A 26,630-nucleotide genomic window follows, 5' to 3' on the forward strand; every position below is an offset into this window, starting at 1 on the left:
CGTCCTGATCCGGGAGGTATCAACTGTTTCCCTGTGTTACGGGTCCACGGCGATTTTTGAAGTAGAGCGGGCCGATGCCCGGAATGGAGGCATTTCCGGTCATCGGCCCCAAGTTGCTGCTCATTGCGAGGGCGCCTTGAGCGTTGCGCGCAGGCAACGCGGCGCCGCTGCATTCAGCGCAACGTCGCCAGGATGCTTCGAGCGTCGCTGACTTCGAACTTGCCGGGCGCTTCGACTTTCAGCGTCTTGACCACGCCGTCGTCGACCACCATCGCGTAGCGCTGGGAACGGATTCCCATGCCTCGCTCCGACAAATCCTGATCCAGTCCGAGTGCCTGGGTAAAACGCGCACTGCCGTCTGCGATCATCTTCACCTTGCCCGCGGTTTGAAGATCGCGTCCCCACGCGCTCATGACGAACGCGTCGTTGACGGAAACGCACCAGACCTCGTCGATGCCGGCCGCGGAGAGTTCCGCCGCCGCTTCGACGTAGCCGGGCACGTGTCTGGCGGAGCACGTCGGCGTGAACGCGCCCGGCAATCCGAAGATCACCACGCGCTTGCCTGCGCACCGCTCGCGCGCCGGGAACGCATTCGGTCCCACGGCACAGCCCTCAGTGGCCTCGTCGATGAACTCGAAGAGACGCACATCGGGCAACGTGTCACCCACTTTGATCATGCTCGGTCCTTCCCTCGTCAGTGCTCGCGGACATCCTCGCGATTGCATCGTCCCGCTGCGTTGCCGAACGCCATTGCGGCGAATTCGGCGTCAATCTGCCTTCCTCGACGTCAGGAACAGATTCGTGGGGGTCGGCTGGCCACGGCCAGGCGTCCATTGCAAATCAGAACGCGGCCTTGGACAGTCGCCCCACGTACGCCTGCATCATCCGCGCCGGATATTCAGCGCGTGCACGCGGTGGGTTGCATCGTCATCACCAACCTTGCAGCAAATAACGTGCGCCGCGCTCAGTCCGCCTGCTTGCGCAGGAAGGCCGGAATGTCGTACGTATCGACGCCCTTTTCCTGCAGCGCCTGCACGTGCGATGCCGCGGTTTCACGCGTCGAACGCCACACTGCCGGCGTGTCGAGCTGACCGTAGTCCGTCGTGCCCTGACCGTGCTGCGTGCTGTACGAATTGTGCGCTGCGTGATGCGCGTGCGCGACCGGCTGGTTGTCGGTGCCCGTGCGCAGGAGGGTCATCGGCGCTTGCTGCTGCTTCTTCGCCGCACGGCCCAGGCCCGTTGCCACCACCGTCACGCGCAGCGCGTCGCCCATCGCGTCGTCGTACACCGCGCCGAAGATGACCGTTGCGTCGTCAGCCGCGTAGCTCTTGATGGTGTTCATCACTTCACGCGTTTCCGACAGACGCAGCGAACGGCTCGACGTAATGTTCACGAGCACGCCGCGCGCACCCGACAGATCCACACCTTCGAGCAGCGGGCTTGCGACAGCCTGTTCCGCGGCCAGACGCGCGCGATCGACGCCGGCAACCGTCGCCGTACCCATCATCGCCTTGCCCTGCTCGCCCATCACCGTCTTCACGTCTTCGAAGTCGACGTTCACGAGACCATCGACGTTGATGATTTCCGCGATACCGGCAACTGCGTTGTTCAGCACGTCGTCCGCGCACTGGAAGCACTTGTCCATCTCGGCGTCATCGCCCATCACCTCGAACAGCTTGTCGTTGAGCACGACGATCAGCGAGTCGACGTGATCCTCCAGTTGCTGCGAGCCAGCTTCCGCGACGCGCATGCGGCGGCCGCCTTCGAACTCGAACGGCTTGCTCACGACGCCGACGGTGAGAATGCCCATTTCCTTCGCGATCTGCGCGACCACCGGTGCCGCGCCCGTGCCCGTGCCGCCGCCCATGCCGGCGGTGATGAACACCATGTGCGCGCCGCGCAGTGCATCGGCGATGCGCTCGCGTGCATCTTCCGCCGCTTCCTTGCCCTTCTCCGGTTTCGCGCCCGCGCCGAGACCGGTCATGCCCAGTTGCAGAACCGCCGGCGCGCGCGAACGGGCGAGCGCCTGCGCGTCGGTGTTCATCACGATGAAGTCGACGCCCTGCACACCCCGGTTGATCATGTGCTGAACCGCGTTGCCGCCAGCGCCACCAACACCCACGACCTTGATGATCGTGCCGTTGGTTTCCGTTTCCAGCATTTCGAAATCCATGTTGCCTCCGTCAAGAATGAAAATCGGCGTTATTCGGCGAAAGATCGGGCAACCTTTCGTCGCGCGCCAGCCGCCGGTACCAGCGCATAATTCTTCGATGCGTTTTACTTAGAAGTTTCCGAGGAACCAGTCCTTCATCCTCGAAAACACTTGTCCCATCGAACCGTTTTGCACCGCGACCTTCCGGCCGCGCATGCGTTGCGAACGTCCTTCCGCGAGCAGGCCCATTGCCGTCGAGTAGCGCGGATTGCGCACGACATCGGCGAGACCGCCCGCGTACTCCGGCACGCCGATGCGCACCGGCTTCAAAAAGATGTCTTCGCCGAGCTCGACCATGCCCGGCATCATCGCCGCGCCGCCGGTCAGCACGACGCCGCTCGACAGCAGCTCTTCGTAGCCCGACTCGCGCACGACCTGCTGCACCAGCGAGAACAGCTCTTCGACGCGCGGCTCGACGACCGCCGCCAGCGCCTGACGCGACAGCGTGCGCGGACCGCGCTCGCCGAGCCCCGGCACTTCGATCATTTCGTCCGGATCGGCGAGCGCCTGTTTCGCGATGCCGTAGCTCACCTTGATGTCTTCCGCGTCCGGCGTCGGCGTGCGCAGCGCCATCGCGACGTCGCTCGTGATCTGGTCGCCGGCGATGGGGATCACGGCCGTATGACGGATCGCGCCTTCGCTGAAGATGGCGATGTCGGTCGTGCCGCCGCCGATATCGACGAGCACGACGCCCAGTTCCTTCTCGTCCTCCGTCAGCACCGCGAGCGACGACGCGAGCGGCTGCAGGATGAGATCGTTCACTTCGAGCCCGCAGCGGCGCACGCACTTCACGATGTTCTGCGCCGCGCTCACCGCGCCCGTCACGATGTGCACCTTCACTTCGAGGCGGATGCCGCTCATGCCGATCGGCTCGCGCACGTCTTCCTGGCCGTCGATGATGAATTCCTGCGTCAGGATGTGCAGCACCTGCTGATCGGTCGGAATGTTGATCGCCTTGGCCGTCTCGATCACGCGTGCGACGTCCGCCTGCGTGACTTCCTTGTCCTTGATCGCGACCATGCCGCTCGAATTGAAGCTGCGGATATGGCTGCCCGCGATCCCGGTGAATACGTTTGTGATCTTGCAATCCGCCATCAGTTCGGCTTCTTCGAGCGCGCGCTGGATGGATTGCACCGTGGCCTCGATATTGACCACGACCCCCTTCTTCAGTCCCTTCGAGTCGCTCTGACCGAGTCCGATTACCTCGTAGTGGCCTTCGCCCTTCAGTTCGGCGACGATCGCGACCACCTTCGACGTTCCGATGTCGAGGGAAACCAGCAGGTCTTTGTAGTCTTTGCTCATAGCGTGCTCATGCCTGTGATGTCTGCTTACTTCTTGGCCTTGTCGGTGTCGTTGATGAAGCGCATGCCGGCAGCGCGTATCGCGAAGCCGTTCGGGTAACGCAAATCCGCATATTCGATGTCCTTCCCCCATCGTCCCGTCACGGAAGACCACGACGCCACGAAACGCTTGCAGCGCTCGTTCAGCGTGTCCTGATTGCGCTCGCGGCCCAGCTCGATCTGCGTGCCGTTCGACAGCTTCACCGTCCACGCGAAACGCGGCGACAGCGTCACTTCGTCGGGTTGCGCGTCGAGCGGCGCGAACCACTTCTGGAAATCGTGATACCGCGCGACGACTTCCTTCGCCGTGCCCTCGGGGCCGTCGAACGCGGGAAGGTCGTCGTCGAGCTCGCCCTGGTTCGCGGTGAAGAGCTCACCGTCCACGCTCACCAGTTGATCCGTGCCCCATGTGCCGAGCGGCTTGTATTCCTCGAGCGTGACCGCGAGCGCATTCGGCCAGACGCGCCGCACGCTCGCATGGCGCACCCACGGCACCTGCTCGAACGCGGCGCGCGCCGCATCGAGATCGACGGTGAAGAAGTTGCCCTTCAGGTGACCGACCACGCTCGCGCGCACGAGCGGCGAGCTGATGTGCGCCGTATCTCCGTCGATCTGGATCGCGCGCAGGCGAAACTCGGGACGCTGGATCGCCCAGATACCGGCGGCGCCGAGCAGCGTCAGCACGAAGACGGCGTGCAGTGCGCTGCTGGCGAGGTTCATCTGGCGAACGTTGTTCCACATGGTTTCGCTTGTTCGTGTCCTGTGTGATCGAACTAGTTCTTCAGCGTGAGCGACAGCACCTTCACGACGAGATCCTTGTAGCTGATGCCGACCGCGCGCGCGGCCTTCGGCGGCAGCGAGTGATCCGTCATGCCGGGTGCCGTGTTCACTTCGAGGAAATACGGGTTGCCGTCGGCATCGAGCATGAAGTCGGCGCGACCCCAGTCGGTGCAGCCGAGAATCTCGAACGCGCGCTTGGTCAGCTGCTTCATGCGCGCTTCCTCGGCGTCCGTCAGGCCGCACGGAATCAGGTACTGCGTGTCGTTGGCGACGTACTTCGCGTGGTAGTCGTAGAACTCGCCCGCCGGCACGATCTTGATGACCGGCAGGTCGAGATCGCCCGCGATGCAGCACGTGAACTCGCCGCCGCCTTCGATGCTCTTCTCGACGATCACGATCTTGTCGTACTGCGCGGCTTCCTCGAGCGCGGGCACGAGCGCCTCCGCGCTCTTCACCTTGATGACGGCCACGCTCGAGCCTTCGCTCGCCGGCTTCACGAAGAGCGGAAGCCCGAGCTTCGCGATGGCGTCCTGCGCGCGCGCCGCGTAGTCTTCGCCGCGGAAGACGGTTTCGAACGGCGGCGTCGGAATACCGGTCTGCTGCCACACGAGCTTCGTGCGCAGCTTGTCCATGCCGAGCGCCGAGCCGAGCACGCCGCTGCCCGTATAGCGGATGCCGTAGAAATCGAGCGCGCCCTGCAGTTGTCCGTTTTCGCCATAGCCGCCATGCAGCGCGATGAACGCGCGCACGAAGCCCTGAGCCTTCAGATCCGAAAGCGGATGCCTGGCCGGATCGAACGGATGCGCGTCGATGCCCGCTTCGCGCAGGCCTTCGAGCACGAGGCGTCCGGAGTTGAGCGAGACCTCGCGCTCGGCGGAATTTCCACCGAGCAGCACCGCGACTTTGCCGAAGACTTTCGGATCGATTTGATTCACTTGATGACTCGTTACGTCTTTCATTTCAGTTCTGGCCGTTCGCCAGTTTTCCGCACACGCCGCCGATGGAGCCCGCGCCCATCGCGATTACCACATCACCGTTGCGCGCGATCGTCGTGACCGCGTCAGGCACTTCGTCGATCGTTTCGACGAACACCGGCTCGACCTTGCCCGCCACGCGAATGGCTCGCGCCAACGCGCGGCCGTCCGCAGCGACGATGGGCGCTTCGCCCGCGGCATAGACATCGGTGAGCACGAGCGCATCGACGGTCGACAGCACCTTCACGAAGTCCTCGAAGCAATCGCGCGTACGCGTATAGCGATGCGGCTGGAACGCGAGCACGAGACGCCGGTCGGGAAACGCGCCGCGCGCCGCCGCGATCGTCGCGGCCATTTCCACCGGGTGATGACCGTAGTCGTCGATCAGCGTGTACGCGCCTTCGCCGCTGCTCGCTTTCACTTCGCCATAACGCTGGAAGCGTCGGCCCACGCCGTTGAATTCGGCGAGTGCACGCTGGATATCGGCATCCGCGACTTCAAGTTCAGTCGCAATCGCGATTGCAGCGAGCGCGTTCTGCACGTTGTGCGTGCCCGGCAGGTTCAGCACGATGTCGAGCGACGGCGCGTCTTCGCGCAGCGTCGTGAAATGCATGCGGCCGTCGCGCGCCTCGACGTTCACCGCGCGCACCTGCGCTTCCGCGCCGAGGCCGTAGCGGATGATCGGCTTCGAGACGAACGGCAGGATCTCGCGCACGTTCGGATCGTCGACGCACAGCACCGCGATGCCATAGAACGGCAGACGATGCGTGAACTCGATGAACGCCTGCTTGAGCCGCGCAAAATCGTGGCCGTAGGTGTCCATGTGATCGGCGTCGATGTTCGTGATGACTTCGATCACCGGGAAGAGATTCAGGAACGACGCATCCGACTCATCGGCTTCGGCGACGATGAAATCTCCCGTGCCCAGACGCGCGTTCGCGCCCGCGCTGATCAGGCGCCCGCCGATGACGAACGTCGGATCCAGCCCGCCTGCTGCGAGCACGCTCGCGACAAGCGACGTGGTCGTGGTCTTGCCGTGCGTGCCGGCGATCGCGATGCCCTGCTTCAGACGCATCAGTTCCGCGAGCATGACGGCGCGCGGCACGATCGGCACGCGGCGATGGCGTGCGGCGAGCACTTCAGGGTTGTCCGGGCGCACGGCCGTCGACACGACGACCGCATTCGCGCCTTCGATGTTCTGCTCTTGATGACCGATCTCGACGCGCGCGCCGAGCGCCCGCAGCCGCTCCGTAACGGCGTTGTTCGAGAGATCGGAACCGCTCACGTGATAGCCGAGATTCAGCAGCACCTCGGCGATGCCGCTCATGCCCGCGCCGCCGATCCCGACGAAGTGAATATGCTTGACGATATGTTTCATTTAATGTGCCTCCCGAGCTTGCGCGTCGAAACGCGCGCCGGCCACGTCGGCGCAAACGCTCGCAACCCTTTCGGTCGCATCCGGTTTGGCGAGCGCGCGCGAGCGCTCGGCCATGTCCGCGAGCGTCGCGCGCGACTGTGCGCGTAACCAGTCGGCTAGCTTTTGCGCCGACAAATCGCGTTGTTGTATCAGTTCAGCCGCGCCGTTCTTCGCGAGGAACGCGCCGTTGGTCGTCTGGTGATCGTCGACGGCGAACGGGAACGGCACGAAGAGTGCAGCCACGCCGACCGCCGCGATTTCCGAGACGGTCATCGCGCCCGAGCGGCAGATAACGAGATCCGCCGATGCGTACGCGCTCGCCATGTCCTCGATGAACGGCACGAGCTGCAAGTCCTCGCCGCGCGCGAGACCCGCCGCCGCGTAGTTCGCTTCCAGTGCTTCGATATGCTTCGCGCCCGCCTGATGCACGATGCGCGGACGTTCATCCGCGTTCAGCATCGCGAGCGCCTTGGGCACGGTTTCGTTCAACGCGGCCGCGCCGAGACTGCCCCCGACGACGAGCACGTTCAGGCGTCCCGAACGCGCGGCGTAGCGTTCTTTGGGTGGCAATGCGCGCGTTAGTTCCGCACGGATCGGATTGCCGGTCCATTCGGCATTCGGCAGAGCATTGGGGAACGCGACGAGCACGCGCTTCGCGAGATGCGCGAGCACCTTGTTGGCGAGTCCGGCGATCGAATTCTGTTCGTGCAGCACGAGCGGGCAGCCGGCGAGCTTCGACATGATGCCCGCCGGAAACGTGATGTAGCCGCCCATGCCGAGCACCACGTCCGGCTTCACGCGACGCAAGGCGCTCAGGCTTTGCGAGCACGCGCGCAGCAGATTCACCGGCAACATCAGCTTCGTCTTGATGCCCTTGCCGCGCACGCCGCCGAAGCGCACGCATTCCATCGGAATGCCATGCTTCGGCACGAGCGTCGCTTCCATGCCGCTCGCATTGCCGAGCCACACCACGCGCCAGCCGTGCGCCTGCATCCAGTGCGCGACCGCGAGCCCCGGGAACACGTGGCCCCCGGTGCCGCCGGCCATCACCATCAGGGTTCGCGTAGCTTGCGCGGTCATACCTTTCCTCCGCGCATCAGAACCCGGTTTTCGTAGTCCACACGCAGCAGCACCGCCAGCGCGACGCAATTCAGCAAAATGCCCGAGCCGCCGTAGGAAACGAGCGGCAGCGTGAGACCTTTGGTCGGCAGCAAGCCGAGGTTCACGCCCATGTTGATGAAGGTCTGCGCGCCGAACCAGATGCCCACGCCCTTCGCCATCAGACCGGCGAACGTGCGATCGAGCGCGAGCGCCTGACGGCCGATCTCGAACGCGCGGCGCACGATCCAGTAGAACAGCAGGATCACGCAGATCACGCCGACGAAACCGAGTTCCTCGCCGATCACCGCGAGAATGAAGTCGGTATGCGCTTCGGGCAGATAGTTGAGCTTCTCGACGCTGCCGCCGAGCCCGACGCCGAACCACTCGCCACGTCCGAACGCGATCAGCGAGTGCGTCAGCTGATAGGCCTTGCCCTGCGCATAGCGGTCATCCCACGGATTGAGGTACGCGAAGATCCGCTCGCGACGCCACGGCGATGCCCACACGAGCAGCGTGAACGTGCCGACCGCCGTCGCCACGAGACCGCCGAACAGCTTGCCGTTGACGCCGCCGAGGAACAGCACGCCCATCGCGATCGCAGCGATCACCATGAACGCGCCCATGTCCGGTTCGAGCAGCAGCAGCGCGCCGACCGCGCCGACGGCGACCGCCATCGGCAGGAAGCCCTTGCCGAAGCTGTGCATGAATTCCTGCTTGCGCACGGTGTAGTTCGCGGCGTAGATGGTCACCGCGAGCTTCATGATTTCCGACGGCTGCATGTTCGTGATGCCGAGCGGAATCCAGCGGCGCGCGCCGTTCACGCCTTTGCCGACGTGCGGAATCAGCACGATGACGAGCATCACCAGCGCGACGAGAAAGAGCTTCGGCGCGTACTTTTCCCACGTCTTGATCGGAATCTTGAACGCGATGGTCGCGCCGACGAGCGCCGTCGTGATCGAGATCAGGTGGCGCACGAGGAAGTGATAGTCGCGGTAGCTCGCGTACTTCGGCGAATCCGGCATGGCGATCGACGCCGAGTACACCATCACGATGCCGAGGCCGAGCAGCGCGATCATCACCCACAGAAGCGAGTAATCGTAGTCGAGCATGCGCGAGCGCGCGGGACGCACGCCGTTCACGGCGCTCGAAATACCGCTCGCCTCTTCACGGCGCGAGCGCACGCCGGAACTCGAACGGCCGCCGAGCGAGTCGTGCGGAACCGCGTTGCGCTGGCCAGTCAGTTTCGATCCGAAGCGTTCCGACCAGCTCATAGCATCACTCCCCGCGCCGCGGCGATATCTTCGACCGCGCCGCGAAACACGTCGGCGCGATGTGCGTAGTTCTTGAACATGTCGAGGCTCGCGCACGCGGGCGAGAGCAGCACGGCGTCGCCGGGTTCGGCGATGCGCGCGGCGGCGTTCGTCGCGGCTTCGAGCGTCGTGTGATCTTCGAGCGCGACGCCCGTCGATGCGAGCGTCTCGCGAATGCGCGGCGCGTCGCGGCCGATCAGCATGACCGCGCGTGCCCAGCGTGCGACGGGTGCTTCGAGCGGCGAGAAGTCCTGACCCTTGCCGTCGCCGCCGGCGATCAGCACGACGCGTTGCGCGAGACCGTCGAGCGCGGCGACCGTTGCGCCGACATTCGTGCCCTTGCTGTCGTCGACATAATCGACGCCATCGATCTGTGCGATCACTTCCACGCGATGCGGCTCGCCGCGATACTCCCGCAGTCCGTGCAGCAACGCGGCCAGCGGCAGGTCGATCGCGCGCGTCAATGCGAGCGCCGCCAGCGCGTTCGCCGCGTTGTGAAGACCGCGGATGCGCAGCGCATCGACGGGCATCAGTCGCTTCGAGACGACGGTCGGCTCGCTGACTTCCTGCTTACGGCGACGCGTCGGCGCTTCGTCGCTTGCGTCCTGATCGACACCGATGACCAGCCACGACATGCCGTTATCGCGCAGCAAGCCGTAATCGCCAACGTGCAGCGGCTCGTTCAGCCCGAAGCTCACGACGCGATCCTGCGCGACGTTCGCTGCGAGTTTCATCGTGCGGTTATCGTCGCGGTTCAGCACGCGCGTGGTGCGCGGACCGAAGATGCGGCCTTTCGCGGCTGCGTAGGCGTCGAGTCCGCCGTGCCAGTCGAGATGATCCTGCGTGATATTCAGCACCGCGGCCGCATCGGGCGCGAAGGTGTGCGCCGTTTCAAGCTGGAAGCTCGACAGTTCGAGCACCCAGACATCGGGCAGCGCGGTTTGATCGATGGCTTCGGTGAGCTTGTCGAGCATCGCCGGGCTGATGTTGCCCGCCACCGCAACCGACTTGCCCGCGCGCTCGCACAGAAGGCCCGTGAGCGCCGTCGTCGTGGTCTTGCCGTTCGTGCCGGTAATGGCGATGACCTTCGGCGCGTAGCCGTTCGCGCCCAGTCCGGCGAGCGCCTGCGCAAAGAGCTCCAGCTCGCCCCACACGGGAATGCCGCGCTCCTTCGCGGCCGCGATCAGCGGCGCGAGATCCGGCGCGAGCGGCGAAAGACCGGGGCTGATCGCGACGAGTTCGATGCCGCCGTCGAGCAACGCGGGCGTGAACGCGCCACCAACGAAGTCCGCGTCGATCTTGTGAATGGCGAGTTCGGAAAGATTCGGCGGCGTTTCGCGCGTGTCGGCGATCCGCAGGCGGCAACCGTGCCTGGCGCACCAGCGCGCCATCGCGAGACCGGATTCACCCAGTCCCAGCACGAGCACCATCGGACCTTGCCGACCGACAAACTTCTCGCCAAACATCGCTTTACCTTTTCCAAAGATCTGAAGAACCGCGAAAACGAATAAAAATCAACGCAACTTGAGCGTCGACAATCCGAACAGGCACAGCATCAACGTGATGATCCAGAAGCGCACCACCACTTGCGTCTCCGTCCAGCCGGACAGCTCGTAGTGGTGATGCAGCGGCGCCATCTTGAAGAAGCGCCGGCCTTCGCCGTAACGGCGCTTCGTGAATTTGAACCAGAAGACCTGCAACATCACGGAGAGCGTTTCCGCGACGAAGATGCCGCCCATGATGAACAGCACGATTTCCTGACGGACGATCACCGCGATCGTGCCGAGTGCGCCGCCGAGCGCGAGCGCGCCGACATCGCCCATGAAGACTTGCGCGGGGTGCGTGTTGTACCAGAGAAACGCGAGGCCCGCGCCGCCCATTGCGGAACAAAAGATCAAAAGCTCGCCCGCCCCGGGAATGTGCGGGAACAGCAGGTACTTCGAATAGACCGAGCTGCCCATCACGTATGCGAACGCGCCGAGCGATGCGCCCACGAGCACGACGGGCATGATGACGAGGCCGTCGAGACCATCGGTGAGATTCACCGCATTGCTCGACCCGACGATCACGAAGTAGGTCATCGCGATGAAGCCCCACACGCCGAGCGGATAGCTGATCGCCTTGACGAACGGCAGCATCAGGTCGGCGCGCGCGGGCAGGCCCATCGACAGGCCGCTGCGAACCCACGCCATGAAGAGATCGAACACGCGCGCGTTATTCGCCTCCGACACGGAGAACGCGAGATAAACCGCCGCGAAAATGCCGATGACCGATTGCCAGAAATACTTTTCCCGCGAGGACATGCCGCGCGGGTCCTTGTGCACGACCTTGCGATAGTCGTCGACCCAGCCGATCACGCCATAGCCGAAGGTGACGAGCATCACGATCCACACGAAGCGATTGGTGAGGTCGGCCCACAGCAGCGTCGAAACCGCGATGCCGATGAGAATGAGTACGCCGCCCATCGTCGGCGTGCCGGATTTGACGAGGTGCGTCTGCGGGCCGTCCTTGCGCACGGCCTGACCGACCTTCAGCGCGGTGAGCTTGCGGATGACCCACGGGCCGCAGACGAGGCCGATCAGAAGCGCCGTCGCCGTGGCTCCCACGGCGCGGAACGTGATGTAGGTGAACACGCGCAGAAAACTGGCGTCATTCTGAAGCCATTGCGCGAGCGCGAGTAGCATGCTGGTCCTTCTCTTTCGGTAAGTCAGTGTGCGGCGGACTTCTCGCCCGCTGCCGGTTGCTGGGATATCGTCAATGCGTCGACGACGCGCTCCATCTTCATGAAGCGCGAGCCTTTCGCGAGATACGTTGCCTTGCTGCCGTAACCGGCGCTTTGAAGCGCGGCGATCAAACTTTCGACATCGGCGAAATGCGCGCCGGTTTGCTTCGATGCTTTCGCGTTGAATGCGTTCACCGAATCGCGGCTCGCGGCGCCGAGCGCGAACAGCGCGTCGATGCCGCGCTCGGCCGCATACGCGCCGACCTCGCGATGAAACGCCGGGCCCTCCTCGCCGACTTCGCCCATGTCGCCCATCACGAGGACGCGCGGTTGAGCTTGCGACGCGAGCACGTCGATGGCAGCGCGCATCGAATCGGGATTCGAGTTGTAGGTGTCGTCGATGACCGTCGCGCCGTTCAGCGCACCGAGAATCGCGCGCTTCACCTGCAAGCGGCCTTTCACGGGCTGAAACGCTTCGAGCCCGCGCTTGATCGCATCGAGCGACACGCCTGCTGCCAGCGCGGCGGCGGTGGCGGCCAATGCGTTGCGCGCGTTGTGCTCGCCGAGCACGTTCAGCGCGACGTCGAGCGCGCCTTGCGGCGTGTGCATGCGTACTGTCGTGCCTTCGAGCGTGCCGGTGACAGCGGCCTTCGCTGCGTCATCGGTGAGAGCGAAGTCGATGATCGCGTTGTCCGTCGCGGCGGTCCGCCAGAAGACGGCGTATTGATCGTCGGCGGGGAATACGGCCGTGCCCGTTTCGCCCAGAGCGTGAATCACCGAAGCGTGTTCGAGCGCGACGGCTTCCACCGTTGCCATGAATTCCTGATGCTCGCGCTGCGCGTTGTTCACGACGGCGACGTCCGGCGCGGCGATCTTGCCGAGCACTTCCGTTTCGCCCGGATGATTCATGCCTAGCTCGACGACCGCGAGCTCGTGCGCGTCGCTCAGACCGAAAAGCGTGAGCGGCAAGCCGATGTCGTTGTTGAAGTTGCCTGCGGTTGCGAGCCGCGCTTCTTCGCCGACCGCAGCCGCGAAGATCGACGCGATCATTTCCTTGACCGTGGTCTTGCCGTTGCTGCCAGTGACCGCGACGAGCGGCATCGTGAAGCGCTTGCGCCAGCCGTGCGCCAGCGCACCGAGCGCGGCGCGCGTGTCCTTTACCTTGATGAAAGGAAGTGGCCAGGCATCGGCATTGCTCGGGTCGCGAGACACGAGCGCGGCAGCCGCGCCGCTCTTCGCAACCTGATCGAGAAAATCATGCGCATCGAAGCGATCGCCCTTCACCGCGACGAACAGATCGCCGGCCTGAATGCCGCGGCTGTCCGTCACGACGCGGCGGATCGTGATGTTGTCATCGCCGTCGATGTTTGCGCCGGGCATCATGTCGGCGGCTTCGCGAAGAGTGAACATCGTCATTCGCCACCTCCGCGCTGTTGCGTGGCGCGTGCGGCGAGCGCGAGGCGCGCGTGATCCTGATCCGAGAATGCGCGCTTCTTGCCCATGATTTCCTGCGTGGCTTCGTGTCCTTTTCCTGCGAGTACGACGACATCCTCACGCGCCGCCGAGCGGATCGCATGCAGAATGGCGCTCGCGCGGTCTTCGATGCGGCGCGCTTTCGCGGCGTCCTTCATGCCCGTCGCGATCTGGTCGATGATGGCTTGCGGATCTTCGCTGCGCGGGTTGTCGCTCGTGATGACGACCTGATCCGCGCGACGCTCGGCGATCTCGCCCATCAGCGGACGCTTGGTCGCGTCGCGATCGCCGCCGCAGCCGAACATGCAGACGAGTTCGCCGCCACGCGCCTGCGCGATCGGGCGCAGCGCGGCGAGGGTCTTGTCGAGCGCGTCGGGCGTGTGCGCGTAGTCGATCACGACGAGCGGCTCGTCGCTCTGAACGCGCCCGCCGAGGCGCTCCATGCGGCCACTGACCGACTCGAGCTTCTCGATGCGCGCGATCGCGGCATCGAACGGCACGCCGACTTCGAGCAGCACGCCGAGCACGGAAAGGAGATTGCTCACGTTGAACGCGCCGAGCGTGCCGACTTCGACATCGGCCTCGCCCCAATCCGACGAAAGATGAAACGCCGTGCCCGTGGCCGTTGCGCGGACTTGCGTCGCGAGCAGCATGGCGTCGGCGCTCGGCGCGGCATCGGTGGGCATGTCGACGCCGTACGCGATCGTGCGCACCTTGCCGCGCAGCGATTCGATCAGCCGCTGGCCGGCCGCGTCGTCGCGATTGACGATCGCCGTCTTGAGCGACGGCCACGCGAAAAGACGCACCTTCGCCGTTTCGTAAGCCTCGAAGGTGCCGTGGTAATCGAGATGATCCTGCGTGAGATTCGTGAAGATGGCGATGTCGAAATCGACGCCATTCACGCGGCCCTGATGCAGCGCGTGCGACGACACTTCCATCGCGACGCCTTCCGCGCCCTGCGCCTTCAGTTGCGCGAGATTGCGCTGAAGCTGCGGCGCGTCGGGCGTGGTGAAGCCGCTATGCACGAGCTTGCCCGGCATGCCGATGCCGAGCGTGCCGACGATCGCACACGGACGGCCGAGCGCGGTCAATGCAGTGGCGATCCACTGGCTGCACGAGGTCTTGCCGTTCGTGCCCGTCACGCCGACGGTGAGCATCGATGCGGTCGGCTCGCCGTACCACGCGGACGCGATCGGACCGGCGAGTTCGTTGAGCGCCTTCACGGCGAGCGTCGTCGATGCATCCGGCTTGCCCGTGAAGTTCTCCGGCTGATACAGCGCGGCGGCCGCGCCCGCGGCGAGCGCGGCATCGAGATACGGACGGTTGTCCGCGCCTTCGACTGCATAGGCGAGAAACACGTCGCCGCTTTTGAGCGCGCGCGTGTCGGCATGCAACTGCGCCTCGGGCTGCGCGTGCGCGCGCAGCCATTGAACGGCATGTGATACGTCCTTTTGCATCTTGCTCTGTCGGGCTTGCGCGCTCATCGCACGACTCCCGGGTGCGTCTTCATATTGCTCGACACCGCGACTTTCTTCGCGGTGTTCGCGTTGTTGGTGTTCGCCGGCTGCTGCGCGGCCGGCTGTGCTGCGGAGTTCGACTCGTCGGTGACGACCATCTGCTTCACCGGCATGTCCGGGGGAACGTTCAGCGCGCGCAGCGTATCGCCGACGATGCCCGAGAAGACCGGACCCGACACCTGGCCGCCGAAGTGGCTACCGACAGTCGGCTCGTCGACCGACACGGCCACGACGATGCGCGGATTCGGCATCGGCGCCATGCCGACGAACGATGCGCGGTACTTCGAACGGTCGTAGCCGTGGCCCGCATGTTTGTATGCCGTCCCCGACTTGCCACCGACGCGATAGCCCGGCACCGCCGCATCCGGCGACGTGCCGCCCTTCGCCGTCACGGTTTCGAGCATCGCGCGCACTTCACGCGCGGTGGTCGGCGAAAACACTTGCTGACCTACAGGCGGCTGGTCGCCCGGCGTGCGGAAAATCGAGACAGGCATGACCTGACCGTCATGCGCGATCGCGGTATAAGCGCGCGCCAACTGGAACAGCGACGCCGACAGGCCGTAGCCGTAGGACATCGTCGCCTGCTCGATCCGCCGCCAGCTCTTCCACGGCCGCAGACGCCCGGTCACCGCGCCCGGAAAACCGACTTTTGGCGCCTGACCGAGACCGAGGCTCGTGTACATGTTCCACATTTCCTCGGCACGCAATTGCATCGCAATTTTGGTCGCGCCGATATTGCTCGACTTCTGAATCACGCCGCCCACGGTCAGCGTGCCGAAACCGGCATCGTCCGTGATGCGCGCGCCGTCGAGCACGAAAACGCCGCCGCCCGTTTCCACGAGCGTATTCGGCGTCACGCGATGCAGATCGAGCGCGAGCGAAACAGTAAACGGCTTCATGATCGAGCCCGGCTCGAATGTGTCCGTAAGGATGCGGTTGCGCAACTGCTCGCCGGTCATGCGCGAACGGTCGTTCGGGTTGTACGTGGGATAGTTGACGAGCGCGAGCACCTCGCCCGTCTTCGTGTCGATCACGATCGCCGCGCCGGCCTTCGCCTTCGACTTCTCGACGGCGGCCTTCAGGTTCGTGTACGCGATGTACTGAATCTTGCTGTCGATCGAGAGTTCGACGTCCGCGCCATTGTGCGGCACGACCTGCTCGTCGACGTCCTCGACGATGTGGCCCATGCGGTCTTTGATGACCCGGCGCATGCCCGGCGTGCCGGCGAGGACGTTCTGGTCGCCGAGCTCGACGCCTTCCTGTCCCTTGTCTTCAATATTAGTAAAGCCGATCAGGTGCGCGGTGATTTCGCCTTCCGGATAAAAGCGCTTGTATTCGCCTCGCGAATAAATGCCGGGGATGTCCAGCGCGGCGACCTTCTGCGCGACTTCGAGCGGCACCTGACGCTTCACGTAGACGAAGGTCTTGTCCATCGAAAGTTTCGCGCGCAACTCTTTTTCCGGCATTCCGAGCAGTTTCGACAATTGCGAGAACTTGTCCGCGCCGAGATCGTTCGGCACGGCTTCGGGAATGGCCCAGATGGCTTTCACGGGCAGACTGGTGGCGAGCACGAGGCCGTTGCGGTCGCGAATCTGGCCGCGTGTCGCCGGCAGCTCGAGCGTGCGCTGATAGCGGCTCTCGCCCTGTTTCTTGAAGAACGCGTTGCCCGGGCCCTGAATCCAGAACGCGCGCGCGGCGAGCGCAACAAACGCCATGAAGAGCAGGAACACGACGAACTTCGAGCGCCACATCGGTAGGCGCACGGCGAGGAGGGGGTTCGGCGTGTGGGCGACGTCTTTCTGCTTCGCGGATTTTTTCATCGCTTGGCTCCGCGTGCAGGTGGCGCCGACGCCGGCAGCGGCGGCGGCACGGGTGCGTCGGCGGCTTTGTTGCTCGCCGTGTCGTAGGTGAGATATTGCGTGCGGCCGGTCGTCACGGACTGCATTTTCAGTGAGCTGGTGGCCAACTGTTCGATGCGCGATGTCTTCGACAGCGCGCTCTGCTGGTACTGCAACTGCGCGTAGTCCTGCTGAAGCTGACGCTCCTGCGACTGCGCCCGCTGCAAATCGATGAAGATTTCCCGCTGCTGATTCGTGGAACTGACGACCGACAACGCGCACCCGAGCACGATGATCAGCAGGAAGATATTGAGACGGTTCATGGCGCGATCCGCTCAGCGATACGCATCACCGCGGACCGGGCGCGCGGGTTGTCGGCGACTTCGGCATCACTCGGAAACACGCGGCCGACCACACGCAGCGGCGGGCTGGGAAGGTCGACCGCGCGGATCGGCAAACGACGGTCCACCGCCGGCGCGCTCGCGTGCGCCTGCATGAACCGCTTGACGATCCGGTCTTCGAGTGAATGAAAGCTGATCACGACCAGCCGCCCCCCTTGCTCCAACAATGCCAATGCCGATTCGAGTACTACCTGCAGCTCCGCAAGCTCTTGATTGACGTGAATCCGTATAGCCTGAAAGGTGCGAGTTGCCGGGTCCTTGCCCTTTTCACGGGTTTTGACGACGTGACCCACGATTTCGGCAAGCTCGCCCGTGCTGTCGAGAGGCCCAAGACGGTCGGACTCTGCCCTGCGAGCAACAAGCGCCTTTGCAATCTGAAAAGCAAACCGTTCTTCCCCATAATCTCTGATGACCTCCGTAATTTCCTGCACCGTGGCTCGCGCGAGCCACTCAGCCGCCGACTCGCCGCGAGTCGGGTCCATCCTCATGTCGAGCGGACCTTGCGCGCGGAAGCTGAAGCCGCGCTCCGGGTCGTCCACCTGCGGCGACGACACGCCAAGGTCGAGCAATACGCCCGACACCCGCCCCACCCCGCGCTCGCTCGCCGCGTCGCGTAAAGCCGCGAAGCTGTCGTGCACGATCGAAAAGCGCGAGTCCTGAATCTGTTGCGCCGTAGCGATGGCGAGAGGATCCTTGTCGAAGGCGATGAGCCGCCCCGCATCCCCCAGCCGCTGCAAAATCGCCCGGCTATGACCGCCGCGTCCGAACGTGCCATCTATATAGATGCCGTCCGCGCGCGTGATCAGTGCGTCTACTGCTTCTGTCAGCAGCACCGTGCGGTGCTGCAGTTCATTTCCCGGCTTCGCCATGTTCTTCAGCGCCGCGTCAGAAAGTGAAGTTCTTCAGCGCTTCGGGCATGCCCTGCGCCATCGCCGCGGCTTCCTTCGCCGCGTAAGTCTGCGAATCCCACAACTCGAAGTGCGCGCCCATGCCGAGCAGCGTCACTTCTTTTTCCAGCGACGCGGCAGCGCGCAGCTCGGGCGAGACCAGCACGCGCCCGTTGCCGTCGAGTTCGACATCCATTGCATTACCGAGAAAGATGCGCCGCCACCACATGGCTTCCATCGGAAGCGCGGCGACCTTGGCGCGAAAGACTTCCCACTCAGGGCGAGGAAAGAGCAACAGGCATCCATCCGGGCTCTTCGTGAGCGTCACCCGGCCTTCTGCCTGCCCTTGCAGCGCTTCCCGATAGCGCGACGGAACCGACATCCGTCCTTTCGCATCGAGCGTCAGCGCCGACGCCCCTTGGAACACTCACCCTCTCCCCGTTATCGACGCCCACCGTGACGTGCGTCCCTCTCCGCTTTTGCTCGAAAATGGCCTCTGAATCACACAAAAGACCACTTTCTCACACTGTCTCCCACTTTAGAGGAACGCATTTCCTCGGTCAAGACGCGTACCTTTTTTTCGAATGCTTTTTATTTGCTAGAACAAGGACTTAGCGCAGGAGCTTGAAGTGACGGCGAAAGAGAAAACCGTTATGAATTAGAGGGCTAGTGAAGGATGTGAAGGTAGTACGTGAAATCAATCGGCGAAATGAGGGAAATGTAACGGTCTTTTCGGCCGATTTATGGGCTGCGGGTGGGATGCGGCCACGAAGCGCCCGGTCCGAGGGTGGAAGAGCCGGGCGAAGACGTCTCGACGTTATATATAGTAAGCGGTGCCCGTCATCACCCTCGATGCCGCGCGCATCAGCGCCCGGACCGGAAACGGTACTTCGCTGCCGCCGGCACCGATCGCTGCGGCCGCGTGCGCGCTTTCATCGAGACGCATTTGCTCGACGATCGCGCGCGAAGCGTGATCGTTCGCTGGCAAGGTCTTCATGTGGCCGTCGAGATGTTGTTCGACCTGGCGTTCGGTCTCGGCCATGAAACCAAGACTGGCGCGATCGCCGAAGCGGCCGGCCACGAAGCCGATCGCGAGTGCCCCGGCATACCAGAACGGGTTCAACAGGCTCGGTCGTGAGTCGAGATCCTTCAGGCGCTTTGAGGTCCACGCAAGATGATCTTCCTCTTCCCGGGCCGCCTGCTCGAAGCTCGCCTTGAGCTCGGGCGAACTGGTGGCAAGCTTCTGTGCCTGATAAAGCGCCTGCGCGCAGACTTCGCCGACATGGTTCACGCGCATCAGGCCGGCCGAGTGCGCGCGCTCCTTGTCCGTCAATTGCGACTCATCCGAAAGGACATCGCCGTCGGCGACCGCGCCCGATGCCGTCGCTTCGGGAATCGGCCGCGACATGCGGCTCACGCCGGTCATGGAGCGCAAACCTCGATCGAACTCGCTGATGACTTCATCGAGCGTCATGTTGTCACCTCTCTTCAAAATCCAGCGTTGCAGCAATCCGTATCCTCTCGTTCGCTCATGCGAACTCGGCATCTCGACCGGTAGTCGGTCGGGTCCATGCGGAAACGCGGATTTTAGCGCATCGACAGCCGCCCCAAGCCAACGCGGGATTGTCTGATCGGACGAGGTTCTACCGGCCGATCGGACGCCCAAACGCCCCTTCGCAACCGCGTCCGTTGGTAATTAGGGCAAACACGAGTCGTAAAAATCCTGCAAAACCAACATTTTAGCGCCTGTTGCGTAAACGTCACATGAGTCGGCGGACCGCCCCCTTTTCCTTTGTCCGTCAAAGTCTCTTTGTTACATTACGTGTCAACTTCGTTAAGAAGCCCGGCAGGGACCGTCAACACACTGGCGCTAGAACAGTGGCCTTGCCAAAAAGTCGCAAACACTCCCTGGAGATCTAATCAATGAAAAAGTCGCTTCTCGCTCTCGCCGCATTGGGCGTTTTCGCAGGCGCCGCACATGCGCAGAGCAGCGTGACGCTGTATGGCATCATCGACGCAGGCTTCGCCTTCAACAACAACAGCAACGGCGAACAGCTGTATGCAATGAGCAGCGGCAACCTGCAGGGCAGCCGTTGGGGCCTGCGCGGCACGGAAGATCTGGGTGGCGGTCTGAAGGCCCTGTTCGTGTTGGAAAACGGCTTCAACGTGTTCAACGGCCGTCTGGGTCAAGGCGGCGCTGAGTTCGGCCGTCAGGCGTATGTCGGTCTGGGTTCGACTCAGTTTGGCACGGTCACCCTGGGTCGCCAGTACGACTCCGTGGTCGACTACACCGGCGCACTCGAAGCCGGCAGCCAGTGGGCAACGTTCGCCGGTGCGCACCCGGGCGACCTGGATAACATGAACAACGCGAATCGCGTGAACAACGCGATCAAGTACACGAGCGCGAACTACGCCGGCTTCACGTTCGGCGGTCTGTACAGCCTCGGCGGCGTCGCTGGCCAGTTCAACCGCAACCAGATCTGGTCGGTTGGTCTCGGCTACTCGCAAGGTCCCCTGCAGTTGGGCGCTGGCTACCTGAACGTGCGCGACCCGAACTTCTCGTTCTTCGGCAACACGCCGTCGTCGAGCACCACGGGTTCGAACATGCTCAGCCGCGTGTACTCGGGCTTCGCATCGGCGAAGACGCAGCAAGTGATCTCGGCTGGCGGTGCTTACACGTTCGGCGCGGCGACCATCGGCGCGACGTATAGCAACACGATGTTCAAGGACGTCGGTACCGTTACGGGCACTGGCCTGAACCCGGCTGGCTTCACGAGCGGTGCGGGCAAGTTCCACAACGCCGAAATCAACTTCAAGTATCAGCTGACCCCGGCTCTGCTCCTGGGCGTGGCATATGACTACACGAAGGGTTACGGCCTGACCGACGCCAAGTATCAGCAGGCAATGCTCGGCGCGGACTACTTCCTGTCGAAGCGTACCGACGTGTACATCAACGGTGTGTACCAGCACGCCAGCGGCACGGACTCGACGAACACCTCGGCTGTCGCGAACATCAACGGCCTGTCGCCGTCGTCGACGTCGAACCAGGTGACTGCTATCATCGGCATGCGCCACAAGTTCTAATAAGGTCGTAACAAAGCAGTACGCTCTGAAAGGCGCCTTCGGGCGCCTTTTTTTCGTATGCGTCCGGCGGAAATGCTCTGCGTTCGTGTCGCGTGCGGACAACAAAAAAGCCTTCGTGTCTCGCGACGCGAAGGCTTTTTGTTTTCGGGAAATTGGAGCGGCCTAAGCGCGTCCGTCGCGCAATTCGCGCCGCAGAATCTTGCCGACATTGCTCTTCGGCAGGTCGTTCCGGAACTCGATCATGCGCGGGCGCTTGTACCCCGTGAGCCGCTCCTTGCAGTAGGCCATGACGTCGGCCTCGGTGAGGCTCTGATCCTTGCGCACGATGAAGAGTTTCACCGCTTCGCCGGAAGTCTGATCCTTCACGCCGACCGCCGCGACTTCGAACACGCCGGGCAACATCGCAACGACGTCCTCAATCTCGTTCGGGTACACGTTGAAGCCCGACACGAGAATCATGTCCTTCTTGCGATCGACGATCTTCACGTAGCCGCGCTCATCGAGCACGCCGACATCGCCCGAGCGGAAGAAGCCGTCCGGCGTCATCACCTTTGCGGTTTCGTCGGGGCGATTCCAGTAGCCCGCCATTACCTGCGGTCCGCGAATGCAGATCTCGCCGGCCTGGCCGAGCGGCACTTCGTTGTTGTCGTCGTCGCGGATGGAGATTTCCGTCGACGGCAGCGGCAAGCCGATCGTGCCGGTGTATTCCGTCGCCGTCACCGGATTGCAGGTCACGCACGGCGATGTCTCGGACAAACCGTAGCCCTCGACGATCGGCACGCCGGTCGCGGCGAACCAGCGCTTCGCCACAGCTTCCTGGACCGCCATGCCGCCGCCGTTCGCCGCGATGAGCTTGGAGAAGTCGAGCTTGCCGAAATCGGGGTGATTCAGGAGCGCGTTATAGAGCGTGTTGACCGCCGGAAACGTGTTGATGGGAATGCCCTTCAGCTCCTTGATCGTCCCCGCGATGTCTCGCGGATTCGGAATCAGCACGCCGAGGCCACCGGTCCGGATCGTCAGCATTCCGCAGACCGTCAGCGCGAAGATGTGATACAGCGGCAGCGCGACCACACAGACAAACTGGTCGATGTCGGGACGACGCTTGCGCGCCGGCTCCAGCCAGACTTCGGATTGCAGCGTGTTCGCGATCAAGTTCCGGTGCGTGAGCGTCGCGCCCTTGGAGACGCCCGTCGTGCCGCCGGTGTACTGCAGGAACGCGACGTCATCGGGATTTTGAGTGACGGGTTGAAGCGTGCTCCGGCTACCTTCACCGAGCGCGTCGTTGAACCGGATACTGCCCGGCAAGCTCCATTCGGGCACCATCTTCTTCACGCGTCGGACGACGAAGTTGACCAGCAGGCCCTTCAGCCCCATGAGATCGCCCATCGACGCGACGATCACATGTTTGACCGCCGTATTCCTGACCACGGCCTGCAGCGTGCCCGCGAAGTTCTCCAGGATGACGATCGCTTCGGCGCCGCTGTCCTTCAGTTGATGTTCCAGCTCGCGCGGCGTATAGAGCGGATTGACGTTGACCACGATGTAGCCGGCGCGCAGCACGGCCGCGATCGCAATCGGATATTGCAAGACATTGGGCATCATCAGCGCGACGCGCGCGCCGTGCCTGAGGCCCTTCTTCTGGAACCACCCGGCGAGTTTTCTCGACATCGCGTCGAGCTCGGCGTAGGTGATCGACTGACCCATGCACACGAACGCGCGCCGATCGCGATTCGCGCGGAAGCTGTCCTCGAGCAGCTCGGAAACCGACCGGTACGCGGATGCATCGATGTCCGCAGGCACGCCGGCCGGGTAAGACTTCAGCCAGGGTTTCTCCATACGGCGTCTCCTTTATAGGATTTTAGAATGATCGTGCGGAAACGAGATCCTAGCTTCTCGACAAGTCTGCGGCAATTGGGTTAGACGCCTTACACCAGGCCCATCCCGGCCCGCTCTTTCGAGCGCCATCCGTCCATTTGTTCCACTTCGACGAGGCAATCGTAAAACGTCGCCGATCCCCCGAGATCGGTCAATGCCTGGCTCGTGACCTGATTGGCGTTGCAACCGTCCGGCGACAGCTTCTTCCACCAGATCGAGAGTCCAACCACGACGCCTTCGCGCGCGCGCTCCGTCACGCGCGCGCGAGCCTGCATGGAGCCGCGGTCGTTGAAGATACGCACGAGCGCGCCATCGACGATGCCGCGCGCCTTGGCGTCGTCGGGATGAATGTCCAGATAAGGCTCGCGTTCCGCCGCGCGCAGGCTCTCGATGTTCACGAAGCTGCTGTTCAGAAAGTTGCGCGCGGGGGGGGAAATCATCCCGAGCGGATATCGGGCCGCCAGCTCCGGCGAGCCGTCCGCGGATTCATAGGGCGGCAGGTAATCGGGCAATGGATCGAGGCCTTCGCGTTTCAGCCGCTCGCTGTAAAACTCGCACTTGCCCGACGGCGTGCGGAACGCGCCCTCCGCCAGCGGCGCCTCGGCGATGTCGAGCTTCAGCCAGCCCGAGGACTTCAGCGCGTCCCAGTTCTGACCTTCGAGCGTGCGGTCGTCCCAACGAAAAGCCTTCGACGCGATCTGTTCGTCGGTCTCGAAAAGCGCCGGCTCGACGAGGCCCATCGCGCGCGCGAGGCCGCGAAAGATCTCCGTGTTCGGGCGCGCGTCACCGACCGGCGGAATCGCGGGCAGGTTCGCCATCACGTGCGTGTGTCCGTATGACTTGTGGACGTCCAGATGCTCGAGTTGCGTCGTCGCGGGGAAGATCAGGTCGGCGTAGTCGGCTGTGTCCGTCTGGAAGTGTTCGAGCACGATCGTGAACAGGTCGTCACGCGCGAACCCGGCGGCGACTTTCGCCGAGTCCGGCGCGACCGCCACCGGATTCGAGTTGTAGACGATCAGCGCTTCGATTTTCGGCCCGAAGGCCTCGTCGCCTTGATGCAGCAATGCGTCGCCGATCGCGTTCATATTGATCGCGCGCGGCGGTTTCGAGGGTCGACCGGGCAGCAGGTCGGGACGCTCGAGCGCGCTTCCGTCGATCGGCGCCCAGCCTGACGATGAGAGCAGCAATCCGCCAGCGCGTTCACGCCACGCTCCGGTCAATGACGGCAGGCAGGCGATCGCGCGAACCGCATTGCCGCCACCCCGCACGCGCTGCATGCCGTAGTTGAGCCGAATCGCAGCCTTCTTCGTCGATCCGAATGCACGGGCGAGCTCGACGACGACGTTCTCTTCGATGCCGCAGATCTTTGCGACGCGCGACGGCGGATACTGCGCCGCGCGCGCTGCTAGCTCGTCGAAGCCGACGGTATGCGCGCGCACGTATTCATGGTCGATGAGATTCTCGCGGACGAGCACATCGATCATCCCGAGCGCGAGTGCGGCATCGGTGCCCGGGCGCAACGCGATGTGCTGGTGGCACTTTTCGGCGGTGAGCGATCTGTAGGGATCGATCGCGATCAGCTTCGCGCCCCGTCGCTTGGCTTCCTGGGCGCGTGTCCAGAAGTGCAGGCTCGAGGCGATCGGGTTCGCGCCCCAGATCAGGATCAGTTCGCTCTCTTCGTAAAATTCCGCGTGCATGCCGAGGCTTGCGCCGTAGGTGTAGCGCAGACCGGCCGCGCCCGCCGCGGCGCAAATCGTGCGTTCCAGGCGTGACGCTCCGAGTACGTTGAAAAATCGGGCGGCGATGCTTTCACCCTGCACCAGTCCCATCGTGCCGGCGTAGCTGTAGGGGACGATGGCCTCAGGCGCGCGCCCGGCGATCGTATTCAGGCGTTCGGCGGCAAGTTGCAACGCCTCGTCCCAGCCGATCGGTTCGAACTTTCCTTCGCCCTTCTTCCCGACTCGCTTGAGCGGAGTCAGAAGGCGATCCTTGTGATGCGTGCGTTCGGCATATCGCGTCACTTTCGTGCAAAGGACACCTTGCGTCGGCGGATGATCAGGATCGCCGCTGATTTTGACCGCTTTGCCGTCCTTTACTGTTACGCGCATCGCGCATGTGTCGGGGCAATCGTGCGGGCATACGGCTCGGGCAAACTCGGCTGGAGCGTTCATCGGGAAGTCCGGTAAATCAGATTAAAGGCGGCAGATGACCGAATTCTATTACGGACGCTATGCGATCGACCGTCCGGTGGAGTAAATACTGGCGGCGTAGAATGGAACGACTCTGCGCGGTCAATACGCGCGCTCTGAATTTAAACGTGAGAGCGGTTCAAATGAATCTGATCCCGGAAATCGAAGCATCACACGACGAAATCAAAACGCTCCGACGAACGATCCATGCTCATCCCGAGTTGCGTTACGAGGAAGTCGGCACCGCGAAACTCGTGGCCGATTGCCTTGAACGATGGGGAATCGAAGTCCATCGCGGGCTGGGCAAGACGGGCGTCGTCGGAGTATTGAAGCGGGGTTCCGGCGCTGGATCGATCGGACTGCGCGCCGATATGGACGCGCTGCCCATCCAGGAAGTGAATACATTCGGACATCGATCGACGAATGACGGTCGCATGCACGCGTGCGGTCACGATGGTCACACCGCGATGCTGCTCGGCGCCGCCAAACATCTGGCCGAACACGGCAAGTTCGATGGGACGGTCGTTTTTATCTTTCAGCCCGCCGAAGAGGGCGGTGCGGGCGCGAAAGCCATGATCGAGGACGGTCTCTTCAGGCGCTTCCCCGTGGATGCGGTGTTTGGCATTCACAACTGGCCCGGCATTCCTACCGGTCATTTCGGCGTGACCGATGGACCCATCATGGCGTCGAGTAACGAATTTCGGATCACGATTCGGGGGACCGGTTCGCATGCAGCCTTGCCACATAACGGGCGCGATCCTGTTTTTACGGCGGTCCAGATTGCGAATGGCCTTCAAGGCATCATTACGCGGAACAAAAAGCCGATCGATACCGCGGTTCTTTCCATCACGCAAATTCACGCCGGCGACGCGATGAACGTCGTACCTGATCAGGCTTGGCTCGGCGGCACCGTGCGCACCTTCACTGTGGATACGCTCGATCTGATCGAAGAGCGCATGCGCAAGATCGTCGAAGCGACCGCGGCCGCCTACGATTGCGAAGTGGATCTGCACTTCCACAGAAACTACCCCCCGACGATCAACACTCCTACGGAGGCGAGATTTGCCGCGGAAGTGATGGCGGAAGTCGTTGGCAAAGATCGAGTCGATAGTGCCGCAGAACCAACGATGGGCGCAGAGGACTTCTCGTTCATGCTTCTCGAAAAGCCCGGATGCTACGCGTTCTTGGGTAATGGCGATGGTGGACATCGCGAACACGGGCATGGCGCAGGTCCATGCATGCTGCACAACGCGAGCTATGACTTCAACGATGATTTGTTGTCGATTGGGTCGTCGTATTGGGTGCGTCTGGCGGAGCGGTTCTTGGCGCGTTGAAAACTTGGCGCGGGCGAATGCCCGCTGCTTGAGTCATTGCCAAGCTATAAGCGCCACCTCAAACGCAAAAACCCCACCTTTTCGGGGTGGGGTTTTTGATTTCAGCATGAGGAGCCTGACGATTACCTACTTTCACACGGGTGATCCGCACTATCATCGGCGTGGAGTCGTTTCAC

Annotated in this window: 21 protein-coding genes; 2 read left to right on the forward strand and 19 right to left on the reverse strand. The window is 63.3% G+C overall.

What is annotated here, in order from left to right:
* Nucleotides 1-173: 173 nt before the first annotated feature.
* The 17 genes from AWB78_RS31225 to coq7 form a co-directional block, all read right to left on the reverse strand.
* The gene (locus tag AWB78_RS31225; RefSeq protein WP_062610488.1) at nt 174-677 is read right to left on the reverse strand and encodes a peroxiredoxin; all 504 of its coding nucleotides are present in this window, start codon (nt 675-677) and stop codon (nt 174-176) included.
* Nucleotides 678-964: 287 nt separating this feature from the next.
* Nucleotides 965-2,173, reverse strand: a complete 1,209-nt coding sequence (ftsZ, locus tag AWB78_RS31230) for a cell division protein FtsZ (protein ID WP_062610489.1) — start codon at nt 2,171-2,173, stop codon at nt 965-967.
* 108 nt (nt 2,174-2,281) lie between these two features.
* A complete protein-coding gene (ftsA, locus tag AWB78_RS31235) occupies nt 2,282-3,514 on the reverse strand; it encodes a cell division protein FtsA (RefSeq protein ID WP_008342980.1) in 1,233 nt (410 codons plus the stop codon).
* 26 nt (nt 3,515-3,540) lie between these two features.
* Nucleotides 3,541-4,293: a cell division protein FtsQ/DivIB gene (locus tag AWB78_RS31240; protein ID WP_062610490.1), complete on the reverse strand. Its 753-nt coding sequence runs from the start codon at nt 4,291-4,293 to the stop codon at nt 3,541-3,543.
* 32 nt (nt 4,294-4,325) lie between these two features.
* Nucleotides 4,326-5,267, reverse strand: a complete 942-nt coding sequence (locus AWB78_RS31245; RefSeq protein ID WP_062610512.1) for a D-alanine--D-alanine ligase — start codon at nt 5,265-5,267, stop codon at nt 4,326-4,328.
* Nucleotides 5,268-5,292: 25 nt separating this feature from the next.
* Complete coding sequence (murC, locus tag AWB78_RS31250) at nt 5,293-6,684, reverse strand: UDP-N-acetylmuramate--L-alanine ligase (RefSeq protein ID WP_062610491.1); 1,392 nt, start codon at nt 6,682-6,684, stop codon at nt 5,293-5,295.
* Nucleotides 6,685-7,803 carry an undecaprenyldiphospho-muramoylpentapeptide beta-N-acetylglucosaminyltransferase gene (murG, locus tag AWB78_RS31255; RefSeq protein ID WP_062610492.1) on the reverse strand — a complete coding sequence of 373 codons (1,119 nt, stop codon included), beginning with the start codon at nt 7,801-7,803 and terminating at the stop codon, nt 6,685-6,687.
* Nucleotides 7,800-9,095 (reverse strand): putative lipid II flippase FtsW, encoded by a 1,296-nt coding sequence (gene ftsW, locus AWB78_RS31260; RefSeq protein ID WP_062610493.1) that lies wholly within the window; start codon nt 9,093-9,095, stop codon nt 7,800-7,802. The genes murG and ftsW overlap by 4 nt, the downstream gene beginning before the upstream one ends.
* Complete coding sequence (gene murD / locus AWB78_RS31265; RefSeq protein ID WP_062610494.1) at nt 9,092-10,600, reverse strand: UDP-N-acetylmuramoyl-L-alanine--D-glutamate ligase; 1,509 nt, start codon at nt 10,598-10,600, stop codon at nt 9,092-9,094. The genes ftsW and murD overlap by 4 nt, the downstream gene beginning before the upstream one ends.
* A gap of 48 nt (nt 10,601-10,648) precedes the next feature.
* Nucleotides 10,649-11,818 carry a phospho-N-acetylmuramoyl-pentapeptide-transferase gene (mraY, locus tag AWB78_RS31270; RefSeq protein ID WP_062610495.1) on the reverse strand — a complete coding sequence of 390 codons (1,170 nt, stop codon included), beginning with the start codon at nt 11,816-11,818 and terminating at the stop codon, nt 10,649-10,651.
* A gap of 23 nt (nt 11,819-11,841) precedes the next feature.
* Entirely contained in the window at nt 11,842-13,272 is a 1,431-nt protein-coding gene (locus AWB78_RS31275; protein WP_062610496.1) for a UDP-N-acetylmuramoyl-tripeptide--D-alanyl-D-alanine ligase, read from the reverse strand.
* On the reverse strand, nt 13,269-14,813 hold the full coding sequence (locus tag AWB78_RS31280; RefSeq protein ID WP_062610497.1) for a UDP-N-acetylmuramoyl-L-alanyl-D-glutamate--2,6-diaminopimelate ligase: 1,545 nt from the start codon (nt 14,811-14,813) through the stop codon (nt 13,269-13,271). The genes AWB78_RS31275 and AWB78_RS31280 overlap by 4 nt, the downstream gene beginning before the upstream one ends.
* Entirely contained in the window at nt 14,810-16,666 is a 1,857-nt protein-coding gene (locus AWB78_RS31285) for a peptidoglycan D,D-transpeptidase FtsI family protein (protein ID WP_062610498.1), read from the reverse strand. The genes AWB78_RS31280 and AWB78_RS31285 overlap by 4 nt, the downstream gene beginning before the upstream one ends.
* Nucleotides 16,663-17,007 carry a cell division protein FtsL gene (gene ftsL, locus AWB78_RS31290; protein WP_062610499.1) on the reverse strand — a complete coding sequence of 115 codons (345 nt, stop codon included), beginning with the start codon at nt 17,005-17,007 and terminating at the stop codon, nt 16,663-16,665. The genes AWB78_RS31285 and ftsL overlap by 4 nt, the downstream gene beginning before the upstream one ends.
* Nucleotides 17,004-17,954, reverse strand: coding sequence for a 16S rRNA (cytosine(1402)-N(4))-methyltransferase RsmH (gene rsmH / locus AWB78_RS31295; protein WP_062610500.1), 951 nt, complete (start codon nt 17,952-17,954; stop codon nt 17,004-17,006). The genes ftsL and rsmH overlap by 4 nt, the downstream gene beginning before the upstream one ends.
* Before the next feature lie 16 nt (nt 17,955-17,970).
* Entirely contained in the window at nt 17,971-18,399 is a 429-nt protein-coding gene (gene mraZ, locus AWB78_RS31300) for a division/cell wall cluster transcriptional repressor MraZ (RefSeq protein WP_062610501.1), read from the reverse strand.
* Nucleotides 18,400-18,789: 390 nt separating this feature from the next.
* Nucleotides 18,790-19,446 carry a 2-polyprenyl-3-methyl-6-methoxy-1,4-benzoquinone monooxygenase gene (gene coq7 / locus AWB78_RS31305; RefSeq protein ID WP_062610502.1) on the reverse strand — a complete coding sequence of 219 codons (657 nt, stop codon included), beginning with the start codon at nt 19,444-19,446 and terminating at the stop codon, nt 18,790-18,792.
* Between the two features lie 449 nt (nt 19,447-19,895).
* On the opposite strand from coq7, the gene AWB78_RS31310 reads away from it, so the two are divergent.
* Nucleotides 19,896-21,056, forward strand: coding sequence for a porin (locus tag AWB78_RS31310; protein WP_062610503.1), 1,161 nt, complete (start codon nt 19,896-19,898; stop codon nt 21,054-21,056).
* A gap of 162 nt (nt 21,057-21,218) precedes the next feature.
* On the opposite strand, the gene AWB78_RS31315 is transcribed toward AWB78_RS31310, so the two are convergent.
* Together AWB78_RS31315 and AWB78_RS31320 are read right to left on the reverse strand one after the other, a co-directional pair.
* Entirely contained in the window at nt 21,219-22,892 is a 1,674-nt protein-coding gene (locus AWB78_RS31315; RefSeq protein WP_062610504.1) for a long-chain fatty acid--CoA ligase, read from the reverse strand.
* Between the two features lie 89 nt (nt 22,893-22,981).
* A complete protein-coding gene (locus tag AWB78_RS31320; RefSeq protein WP_062610505.1) occupies nt 22,982-25,102 on the reverse strand; it encodes a molybdopterin-containing oxidoreductase family protein in 2,121 nt (706 codons plus the stop codon).
* 161 nt (nt 25,103-25,263) lie between these two features.
* Between AWB78_RS31320 and AWB78_RS31325 the strand changes: the two genes are divergently transcribed.
* Nucleotides 25,264-26,454, forward strand: a complete 1,191-nt coding sequence (locus tag AWB78_RS31325) for a M20 aminoacylase family protein (RefSeq protein WP_062610506.1) — start codon at nt 25,264-25,266, stop codon at nt 26,452-26,454.
* Nucleotides 26,455-26,630 lie beyond the last annotated feature (176 nt).

This window comes from Caballeronia calidae (assembly GCF_900044055.2).
Classification (GTDB): domain Bacteria; phylum Pseudomonadota; class Gammaproteobacteria; order Burkholderiales; family Burkholderiaceae; genus Caballeronia; species Caballeronia calidae.